The following is a 9,579-nucleotide window of genomic DNA, read 5'->3' as shown; positions in this document are numbered from 1 at the left end:
GGGGAATGGGGAATGGGGAATGAACATAATAATACCCAATGCCCAATTCCCAATAGCATTATGATTCCCACAGGTGGTTCATCGGGACAAATTAAATTTGCCATTCACACTTGGGAAACTCTCATTTCATCGGTACAAGGATTTACAGAATACTTTCAAATCAAACAAGTCAATTCATTTTGCGTGTTACCGCTATATCACGTTAGCGGTTTAATGCAATTTATGCGCTCTTTTACCACCGCAGGTAAACTGGCTATTCAACCATTTAAAGCAGTAGAATCTGGTCAAATATTCAATATTGAACAATCAGAATTTTTTATATCTTTAGTACCAACACAGTTACAACGCCTCCTGCAAAATCCAGAATTAACTGAATGGCTATCCCAATTTAATACAGTACTTTTGGGAGGTGCGCCAGCATGGAACGAACTACTAGAAAAAGCCAGATTTCACCGCATCCGGTTAGCACCTACTTATGGCATGACAGAAACCGCCTCTCAAATTGCTACCCTCAAACCAGATGACTTTCTCGGCGGTAAAATTAGCAGTGGTCAAATTCTTCCCCATGCAAAAGTAACTATTCGTAATCAGCAAGGCGAAATTTTAAATTACAATCAAATCGGAAACATCACCATTCATGCTCAATCTTTAGCCCTTGGTTACTATCCTAAAACTAGAGAAAATCAAACTGATTTCCAAGTAGATGATTTAGGTTTTTTAGACAATCAAGGTCATTTAAATATTATCGGACGTAACAGCGACAAAATTATTACAGGTGGCGAAAATATTTACCCAGCAGAGATTGAGTCAGCTATACAATCAACTCAAATGGTTGCTGATATTTGTGTCATTGGCATCCCAGATAAAAATTGGGGACAAGCCTTAACAGCAATTTACATTCCCAAAAAATCAGATACCTCTGCCTTAAAAATTCAAATTCTACTCAAAGACAAACTCAGCAAATTTAAAATCCCTAAATATTGGATTCCCCAGCAAAACTTACCCCGCAACTCTCAAGGTAAGATTAACCGTCAACAGTTACAACAAATAGCCACAGAATTCCTCCAAAATTCCATCACATAATCTCTCTCGACCTTCTTCTCTCTGCGTCCTCTGCGTCTCTGCGGTTCGTCTCCAACCACTGAACTATCTCATCAGGTAATTCCTGTTTACTTCTACTACTCACATCAATACAAACATGGCGAGTAATAGCCTTAGCAACTATCACCTCACCCACAGTAATTTCGTAAGTAATTTCAAACTTCTCAACACCTATTTTTTGGGGAATTAAGCTAATCAGCAACTTGTCCCCACCAAACATAGGGCGCAAAAAATCGACACTAGCATGAACAATGGGAAAAGCTACAGAAGGATTAGTAAAAAAATCTTTGAGATTAATACTTGATACTTCTAAAGATTCTTCATAAGCTTCATGGCAAATACCCAAAACATTAGCAAAATAAACTACTCCAGCAGCATCAGTATCTTGAAAGCGAACCGTGCGGTTATAAGTAAAAGGCATTTTTGACAATTGAATATTAAAAAACAGCAGGTTTATCCCCTGCTTTACAAACTAATTTTATTGCAACTAAGATAAGTCGGCGATCAAAATTTAATTTCCCCAATTCTGAGTTATGTATCGATTTGTTTAGCCTCATTCAATGCTTTGGGGTTGAATATATGCTGAGGAAAGGCGATCGCTTCTACATTGACTCCAACGCCGGAACCTCAAAGTCATTAAACGAGCAAACATTGTAAGACGAAGTGCCTAAAGCCTTAACCAGCTTACCGTCAAGAGTCAGCAAAGTAGCATTAACCTGCTGTGAAAGTGCTACATAAGAGCCATCGTAAGCGGAGATTCCATAATTTAATGCGATCGCAACAGCATCCGCCATCAAATCAGCCGTAGAGACGACACGCAAAGGGAAGTTTTTGAGAGTTGCTAAATCTGCTGGTACATCAGCAACAGCATAAAGTCTGGCACGGACATACTTCCAAATGATGTTGCCACACTCAATGTAAAACAGGTCTGGGACAAAGATCGCAGTTTGGGGATTGGCAAGATGAGCAAACAGTTGATTAACTTTCGGAGTTAGTGGATCGTCTGGTATAAATTGCTTAATAGCTACACTTGGGTCTACAACACACCTGAGAGGGATAGTCATCTGTCTCGGTCTTCTCGGATTAACGCAGTACTATCAGGCCATTCCACATCAGTCTGGCGACTCTCACGACGAAGGCGAATTTCCTCTAAGAGTTTTGGGACATTTTTTCGTCTTTCGTCCTCAGTTAACTGTGTTTTTGTCTTCTGCAAAGCGTTCTGCAATATTGTAATAACTTGAGCATCAACTGAGCTATTTTCAGCTTTAGCTAACTCTTGTAGTTGTTCGTATAACTCATCAGGTATGTTTAGCGTATGAAGGATAGTCATTGATTAACCTCCTAAAAAATTTATTTGTAATGGTAGCATAATGGGAGCTTGGGGGAGATCGCCTGTAGCCTGACTTCCTCTTTAAGAGATTGCTATACATCTTGGATAACTTGGCTTCTAATATTTCTATAAATTAGCTATGTATTTTGAAATTCTAAAAGATAACACTCGTGCAACATTAGTGAGTAAGCGTAACCATCAGGATGAATCCTGATTGAGTGATTTACTGATCAAGCTGTAAATTTCTCGTAATTGCTCAGAATCTAAAGCTTGAATTAGCTGCTCTGCTGCTTTCTTAGAGTTATGACGAGGTATATTAAGCCATAATCCACCCCTGAAAGTAGCAGATGGTAATTCTTCTAGCCAGTCTTTAGCCACTTTCCGTCCCTCCTCTGTGATTCGATAATAGCCACGTTTGTTACTTGGTAATACTTCTATCCAGCCCAGGTCATACCAACGTTTCCGCCAAAGGTATGCTTTGCTGAGTGCAAGCTGCAATACTTCCCTAATTTTTTCTACATTGAGTGGCTGATTATCTGGACAAGCTTGAACTACCTGAGAAAACCTTTGTAAATACCCTTTTGGATTTCCTCCTTGCTTGAGTGGTAATTTTTCTAGCTCAAAAGTTTTTTCATCAGATAATTCTAATTCGCTAATAAGTTTGTCAATATCTAATGGTTCACAACCCAAACCAAAAGGCGGCTGTGCTTTGCATAATTCCTCATAGGTTTTGAAAGGCTTCCCATGTTCATCAACTAATTGCTGATAACCATCGTATTCCTTCATCAAGTCACGCCATGCTTTTAACTGTTGAGCATTAAATACAGCGTCATGTATAACTGCTTGCATCTCTAATTTGACAGCAATTGCCCAAGGTCGTGAACCAGGTAGTGCGTTTAAATCTCCAGCATTTCCTAAAGTTTCTATGTGAGCCTTTAATCGGTCATTGGATAGTTGTTTTGTAGCCATGCCCACACCCGTCCCAATTCCTCAAGTGTCATTGCTTTACGAGATTTGCCAAAATATTTGACAATCTCCCCATTTATGGTTTTAAAGTCTAGTTTATTTTTCTTTGCATAGCTGCGGCCATATTTCTCAATGTTGTCCCGCATAATATCTATTTCTTCACTGACAGTTAAAGATTCTTGTGGAGTACTTTCTATATTGTCAAAATCCTTCTGTATTAACCGCAAATTGTAAGTCTCTATAAAATGTTTTAAATTAATTGTGCTACTACTAATTCCAAATAACTGTGCAGTGGATTGAATTATTTCTGTCTCTAAATAATCAACAGATTCTCCAGTACTTAAGTCAGATGCACTTAAGCGGGTCAAGCTTGAAGTTAATGGAATAATGGAATTATTGCGTTGCAAATTCCTATTTTCTTCATTGCTGCCATTGCCAGCACCAGAATTTTTGATTTCGTTTTGCTCTTTTTCTTTTAAAACAACCTCTTGCTCTGTAATAATTGTCTCTACGCACTGACGAGCTAACTGATCATCGGGAATAAAAATTAATCCGAAATTTTTTAAGTCTCCTGCTTTTCTGTCAACTCTAGCCGCTCTTGCCCATGATTGTTCCAGCCAAGGTACACTTCTTATGTTAGTTAAGCAAGCAACATGGGTAATAGCTGGAACATCAAGTCCTTCATATGCCATTGCCACTGTTACTAAAACATCAACTACTTTTGCATCTCTTGGTTGATAGTCTTTCTTGAATTTTTTAATTGCAGATTGTGCTTCTTTTGATTCATCACTTGTTGCTTTAACAGCTGTATTAATTCCTAGCTCTTTCAACCAGTCGAGATATTGGTTAGCTGTTGAGATTGATGGTGCAAGTACAAGTAACTTTGAGCGAAGGTTATTTATTTTATATTGTTTCCAATTATCAACACAGTTTTTTAATAACTGACGAGCATATCCTGTACTAAGCGCTGTTTGAAGTGCTATGCTTCTATAATCTCCAGCTTCTGCAAAACTTTCTACGGAACATTTCTGTCCTGTTTCATCAATCCACTCAGCCTCTCCATCTCCCCACTCAAAATGAAGAGGAACTATAGCACGTTCTCTAAGAGCTTGACTGCGTGTATATTGAAGAACTGTTGTATGTTCATTGCTAGACAGATTAGGAGTAAGACCAGCAGGAGTTTGTTTGTATGGCATAAAGGCAATTTGCTTACGATCTCCACGCACATGGGTTCCTGTTACGAGAATTAGCAAAACTGCTTCATCTACTAATGGTTGTAAGACACGATGCCAAATTCCCCCCTCTTCAACATGATGAAACTCATCCAACACGAGAATGTAGCGCTTGCGCCGAAACTCTTGAGCATGAAGATCGGGGTTAGCTGCTATTGCTTGGTAGGTAGCTACATAGCCTGACATTCCCTTACATGGGTTAGGCTCGTTATTATTAGCCATCACTCTGTGTTGATGCCCTAAGTGTTGTTTAAAAAAAGCATCGTCAAAATTTTCTTCTCCTTGCCTTTGTAAATTTCGTCTTGGGACTATCCAACATATTGCATCAGCGATAGTTCCATGAAAGCCTCCCTGAAAAGCCTTAGTTGAAATTAGTTGGGCGGCACCAATGACCGGAATTAAGCTTTTACCACCTCCTGGCGTAACCAACATGAGAATCTTTTTAATAGATTGTCCTGCCTTGATGAGTTTACATATCTCTAAAAACTCGGCTTGGTGTTTCCTTAGACTTAGCTGCTGATTTAGATTTAGCTGCTGATGGGAAGGTTCTGAAAATAAGTCGAGTTGTTTGGCAGTTGTCATTTTTCTATTTTCTTGTGCGGTTTTTATGCAATGGCATTGAGGACATAATCCCTGCATTTCACGAACATTAGTTCGGTAGGTTTCTGCCCACCGAACAATATGATCTGCATGCCAATTTGAAGGCATATCGCACCCGCACAGTTGACACTTTCCATCAGCCGCATACCAGAGGCTGGCGCGTAGTCGTTTCGACCGGAGGAAACGACTCTCTTTTACCATCTAAAAATTCCTCCAGTAGTTAACTTATATAGGCTATAATAGTACAAGTGTTCTGCAAATGTTTCTATTCTGAGCCAGTTACTTCTGAAAAGTCCAATTAGGGGACGATTACCAACTAGCTGATAATTTAGCAGAATATTGCTCAGTATGTTTACTGTGCAATTAATATTTCACATATTACTGAGCAAAGAATAATTTACTTTTAACTTCCAACGGAGAGGGGGAGATTCGAACTCCCGGAGGTTTTAGCCTCATCCGATTTCAAGTCGGACGCAATCGACCACTCTGCCACCTCTCCAGTAAATCTGTCAAACTTGTGCTGATCCTAGTTTCAGACGCTATTCAGGCGCTTTTGTTGGTTAGCACTAAACTTGACAGATAATACTATATCCTATTATCTACGCAGATTGCACTACTGGATGCGAATGTCTACGACACAATACGCGATCGCTCGTACAAAATTTCCCCCTTAGCCACCTGAAAGTCATTCCCCACCCAAACTAGGGAAACTTGCGAAACCACACCCGCTTCTAGGGTGACAATGGAAAAATTACGCAGCTTCTCGTCGTCATTTTCCACAATCCTGGGGACACTAGCCGCATTTAAGTAAATTGTCCCCTCTGGACTTCTAAAGATGGGCTTGCGCTGCACCTTCTTGGTATGGCGTAAATCTCGGTGCATGTGACCAAATGTCACCAGAGGAATGGTTTTACCAGCAGTCAAGGCTTGAGAAATCGCCTCGCCCAAATCTGGATCGCCAAAATCGCCGCCAATCGGATGCCAGTCTTTGCCGCAGGGGTCTTCGGGGCGATCGCCTAACCCACTAGGCCCATTGTGACCCAAAAATATAATCGTCTCGTAAGCGGCGCTTTTAACTGCTTTGAAGATGCGATCGGCGGATTCTTCCAAACTCGTCACACCGTAACGTTCTTTACAGATTTCCGCGAATTTCCACTCTGGGCCACCCCAAGTAAAGGGACGACCCCCAACTACAGTTAAATTCCAAGCGGGAAAATCCAACTTACCGTAACCGACATGGGACGGGCCTAATAAATCGAGTTGTTCCTGTACCCAGTCTTCCTTAGAGCGGTCATAAGGAGCCTTTTTGCGTCCCCATTCGGTGGCGGTGTACCAGGCATCGTGGTTGCCCATTACGGCTGCTTTGGGAATATCGAGAGATGCGATCGCTCTGACCACTTCCACCGACTCATTGCCAAAATCCCCGACAAACAGCACTAAGTCAACACCCAAATGCTTGAGTGCAACGCCATCTTCCACTTCCCATTGGTCGTGAATATCTCCAACTACAGCAATTTTGAGGTTTATCGATTGAGTTTTCTGACTGGTCATGCCACTTTCCTTGCCGTCTATCTCCAGGATATGAAACTCAGCCCGATTTGGACACAACCCCAAAATATCAACCGTCCACTATTTTTGGTAAAAACTACTATAATTGAATCCACAGGACATACATTTGCAACATAAAGCACCCCTAAACTGTGTTTACTACTGCACTAGCTCAACGCGAAAACACCCAACTGGGTGAACTACCACTAGATTTGTTTGCCGCGATTCAGAGTCTCAAAAAAGAACTCAACGCAGTTATCCTGGCACATTATTATCAAGAGCCAGATATTCAGGATATTGCAGACTTTATTGGGGATTCATTACAACTGGCAAGAGCCGCCGAAAAAACCAATGCGGATGTGATTGTCTTTGCTGGCGTTCACTTCATGGCAGAAACAGCAAAGATACTTAATCCCGATAAATTAGTACTTTTACCAGATTTGGCTGCTGGTTGTTCTTTAGCAGACAGTTGTCCACCAGAGGAGTTTGCAGCTTTTAAAGCAGCGCATCCAAATCATCTGGTGGTGTCTTACATCAACTGCTCTGCTGATATCAAGGCGATGAGCGATATTATTTGCACCAGTTCCAACGCTGTGAAAATTGTGCAGCAGATACCGAAAGAACAGCCGATTATTTTTGCCCCAGATCGGAATTTAGGGCGGTACGTCATGGAACAGACGGGACGAGATTTGGTTCTATGGCAAGGTAGCTGTGTTGTCCATGAAACCTTCTCGGAAAAGAAAATTGTCCAGTTAAAAATTGCTCATCCCGAAGCAGAGGCGATCGCACATCCAGAATGTGAAAGTAGTGTATTGCGCCACGCCAGCTTTATTGGCTCTACAGCCGCTTTACTCAAATATTGTCAAAGCAGCCTCACCAAAGAATTTATCGTTGCTACGGAGCCGGGAATCATTCACCAAATGCAAAAACTAGCTCCTGACAAGCATTTTATTCCTGCACCGCCGATGAATAACTGTGCTTGTAACGAATGTCCGTTTATGCGGTTAAACACCTTAGAAAAGCTCTACTGGGCAATGAAAAATCGCACTCCCGAAATTACCATGTCAGAGGATATTCGCCTTGCTGCACTGCGACCAATGCAACGAATGCTGGAGATGAGCGTGTAACCAGTATTTTTTATACAAATGGTAGAGACGCAGTTTTGTTGCGATCTCTACCCGCAAGTTATTTTTTCCAATCACTTGCAATTTCTAAAACATGGTGCTAAGATTTTAAATCGTGAGACAAATCGGGTCGGTGTCCGAGTGGTTAATGGAGACGGACTGTAAATCCGTTGGCTAGCGCCTACGCTGGTTCAAATCCAGCCCGGCCCACCACTTACGAAGTTATAAGTTATAATGTCTGGGTAAGCATCAAAACTCCCAGCATTTTAACTTCTAGCTAAGAAATTGGAATTATGTTTCGCCCGTGTGGCTCAGTGGTAGAGCACACCCTTGGTAAGGGTGAGGTCACGAGTTCAATCCTCGTCACGGGCTTTTTCCAGAGATACTTACCAGTGCTAAAACATCCTAGATTGTGCTAAACGTGCCTTAAGCATAAGACAATCTAACGATGGTTTGCTATAGATATCTCAAACCTTTAACTTAGTGTAGACCTGTAAAACTTTTAGTTATCCTTAGACTCCCTGGCTGGCGTGGGTAAATCAAAATATTTCCCAGGGTATTGAAACCTTTGAGTAATAAGTGGTGAGTAGGGAGTCAGGAGTTAGCGTACCTAATGGGTATTTGGTTGTCTGATACGTGTGGTTAGTGCCTAGTGTTTTTTGGTTTCGATGGAGCTAATGTATCTTATAGAACTGGGTATTCTAAAGGGTATAAAGTTAGTAGGTTAATCATACAAGTGCTAGTTCTTAATATTCTCCCACCTGCACACGTAGACAGGCAAATAGAAGTAGTGTATTTGAATACATTATCTAAAACCCAACTGGTTAAGCGTTGGGAGGAAGCATTAACATACCCAGAGCGCTATATAGTAGCTAAAGCTGAGTCTATGAAGGAATTATCAGGGGACATACCAGCTAAAGAGCTATTAACCGTAGGGCAATACTTAGACGACAATAAAATACAAGTAGATGAATCAGACTACCATAAGCTAGCTACACGTGTAGCTGATAAGCACAGGGAAGTACACGGCATAAACCCAAGAAAGGTATCTCGTAACGTCAATGGGAAGTGGAATAACAAAAGTTACGCATACTCAGAGGAAGACTTCAGTATTATTGAGGAGTGCCTCTTAACAATTAGGCATTCTAGAAAAAACTAAATAGCCTTTGTTATATTAGTAGGTCTTTCTCTTATGCTTAAACAAATGAAAGATTTAAGCAAAATTATCCTTCCACTTTTCCATAAGCTTTCTTCACCCAATACCCTCTAGGCGGCTTTTCTACCCCATAAGTCTTACACCACTTCTCTACGGCTTTATCGGACACGCCAAAATCTCTCCCAATTTGTGCGGTTGGCTTTTCCCAAACTAGTTTTTCTAGTTCTTCTTTTGATGGTCTTTCAACTTTTCTAGTATGAATTCTAGAGTCTGGGTTAACCTTTCTAGTCGTTAAATCAATACCAAACTCCTTGTAGGTTCGCTTAAGTGCTGCTTCAGTAAAGTCTGTAAAATCCTCCCACCAGTAAAACGGTGTAGCTGAATTCGGTATCTGAGTAGTTATGTAGCAACCCTTAAAGTTAATTGATGGATAGACAACTTTATCTATAGGAATCATATTTGATTTCTGAAAAGGACTGCGAGATAATACGGGTAGAAATATCTGTCTAATAACGAACAATG

At 40.9% G+C, this 9,579-nt stretch carries 10 protein-coding genes, 3 tRNA genes and 1 pseudogene; 6 read left to right on the top strand and 8 right to left on the bottom strand.

Features of this window, described 5'->3' with window-relative positions:
• Positions 1 to 1,083, top strand: a 1,083-nt coding sequence (locus G1O98_RS33670) for a 2-succinylbenzoate--CoA ligase (RefSeq protein ID WP_163937795.1), incomplete at its 5' end; no start/stop codon positions are given.
• Here the strand turns inward: G1O98_RS33670 and G1O98_RS33665 are convergent.
• From G1O98_RS33665 to G1O98_RS33635, 7 genes are all read right to left on the bottom strand, one after another.
• Positions 1,076 to 1,522, bottom strand: coding sequence for a thioesterase family protein (locus tag G1O98_RS33665; RefSeq protein ID WP_163937792.1), 447 nt, complete (start codon positions 1,520 to 1,522; stop codon positions 1,076 to 1,078). The genes G1O98_RS33670 and G1O98_RS33665 overlap by 8 nt on opposite strands.
• A gap of 181 nt (positions 1,523 to 1,703) precedes the next feature.
• Positions 1,704 to 2,165 (bottom strand): type II toxin-antitoxin system VapC family toxin, encoded by a 462-nt coding sequence (locus tag G1O98_RS33660; RefSeq protein WP_163937789.1) that lies wholly within the window; start codon positions 2,163 to 2,165, stop codon positions 1,704 to 1,706.
• Positions 2,162 to 2,431, bottom strand: coding sequence for a hypothetical protein (locus G1O98_RS33655; RefSeq protein WP_163937786.1), 270 nt, complete (start codon positions 2,429 to 2,431; stop codon positions 2,162 to 2,164). The genes G1O98_RS33660 and G1O98_RS33655 overlap by 4 nt, the downstream gene beginning before the upstream one ends.
• A 198-nt stretch (positions 2,432 to 2,629) precedes the next feature.
• Complete coding sequence (locus G1O98_RS33650; RefSeq protein ID WP_163937783.1) at positions 2,630 to 3,400, bottom strand: hypothetical protein; 771 nt, start codon at positions 3,398 to 3,400, stop codon at positions 2,630 to 2,632.
• Complete coding sequence (locus tag G1O98_RS33645; RefSeq protein ID WP_163937779.1) at positions 3,367 to 5,430, bottom strand: DEAD/DEAH box helicase family protein; 2,064 nt, start codon at positions 5,428 to 5,430, stop codon at positions 3,367 to 3,369. The genes G1O98_RS33650 and G1O98_RS33645 overlap by 34 nt, the downstream gene beginning before the upstream one ends.
• A gap of 213 nt (positions 5,431 to 5,643) precedes the next feature.
• Positions 5,644 to 5,728: transfer RNA gene (locus tag G1O98_RS33640), tRNA-Ser, on the bottom strand.
• Between the two features lie 131 nt (positions 5,729 to 5,859).
• Positions 5,860 to 6,780, bottom strand: coding sequence for a TIGR04168 family protein (locus G1O98_RS33635; protein WP_163937774.1), 921 nt, complete (start codon positions 6,778 to 6,780; stop codon positions 5,860 to 5,862).
• Between G1O98_RS33635 and G1O98_RS33630 the strand changes: the two genes are divergently transcribed.
• From G1O98_RS33630 to G1O98_RS33610, 5 genes are all read left to right on the top strand, one after another.
• A complete protein-coding gene (locus G1O98_RS33630; protein ID WP_163937771.1) occupies positions 6,760 to 6,915 on the top strand; it encodes a hypothetical protein in 156 nt (51 codons plus the stop codon). The genes G1O98_RS33635 and G1O98_RS33630 overlap by 21 nt on opposite strands.
• A 14-nt stretch (positions 6,916 to 6,929) precedes the next feature.
• Complete coding sequence (nadA, locus tag G1O98_RS33625; protein ID WP_163937768.1) at positions 6,930 to 7,904, top strand: quinolinate synthase NadA; 975 nt, start codon at positions 6,930 to 6,932, stop codon at positions 7,902 to 7,904.
• Positions 7,905 to 8,028: 124 nt separating this feature from the next.
• Positions 8,029 to 8,114, top strand: a tRNA-Tyr gene (locus tag G1O98_RS33620).
• 87 nt (positions 8,115 to 8,201) lie between these two features.
• Positions 8,202 to 8,273: transfer RNA gene (locus tag G1O98_RS33615), tRNA-Thr, on the top strand.
• A gap of 364 nt (positions 8,274 to 8,637) precedes the next feature.
• Positions 8,638 to 9,060 (top strand): hypothetical protein, encoded by a 423-nt coding sequence (locus G1O98_RS33610; protein ID WP_163937765.1) that lies wholly within the window; start codon positions 8,638 to 8,640, stop codon positions 9,058 to 9,060.
• 64 nt (positions 9,061 to 9,124) lie between these two features.
• Here G1O98_RS33610 and G1O98_RS33605 read toward each other — a convergent pair.
• Positions 9,125 to 9,579 (bottom strand): annotated as a pseudogene (locus tag G1O98_RS33605) (hypothetical protein); the annotation flags it as partial.

Origin of the sequence: Nostoc sp. UIC 10630 (assembly GCF_010747425.1) — a bacterium.
Lineage (GTDB): Bacteria > Cyanobacteriota > Cyanobacteriia > Cyanobacteriales > Nostocaceae > Nostoc.
The sequence above is the reverse complement of the archived record's forward strand: the minus strand, read 5'-3'. Positions and strand labels throughout refer to the sequence as shown.